The sequence below is a fragment of the Pseudomonas sp. 05N434 genome, from assembly GCF_056396965.1.
Genome location: NZ_JBFTMK010001148.1, coordinates 1 through 436, shown reverse-complemented (window position 1 = coordinate 436; position 436 = coordinate 1). Strand labels below are relative to the sequence as shown.

Here is a 436-nt window from a genome sequence, read left to right as displayed (position 1 = left end):
CGAATCGCCCAGCGATGCCGATAACCGCAGCAATGCCGGCCGCGCCAGTTCGCGCAGGTTGTTGGTATTGCCGGCGCGGGCCGCCAAGGCAAAAAACTCCAGGCTCAGGCGATAGCGTTTGCTGCGGGCGTCCTGCTCGACCATGCCCTCGTCCATCAAGCTGCGCAGCAAGCGGTGGGTAGTCGGTTGCGACAAGCCGATGCGCTGCGCCAGTTGCGTCACGCGTTCGCCGCCCTCGACGGTGTCACCCAGGCTGCGCAGCACCGCAAACAGTCTTGAGACCGCACCGACACCGACTTCATTTTTGTTTTCATTCCGATCAGTGGAATCTGACATTTGATTTCTCATCAATAAATTTACTCACTGAATAAAACTGAAAATAGTCATCGCTTCAGTGAAATAGGTTATTGAGCCCATCCTATTCTTCGTCCTACTC

Annotated in this window: 1 protein-coding gene; it reads right to left on the bottom strand. The window is 55.5% G+C overall.

What is annotated here, in order from left to right; translation table 11 throughout:
- Positions 1–336, bottom strand: a 336-nt coding sequence (locus AC1DLB_RS32165; RefSeq protein WP_477786556.1) for a helix-turn-helix domain-containing protein, incomplete at its 3' end; no start/stop codon positions are given.
- Between the last annotated feature and the right edge of the window lie 100 nt (positions 337–436).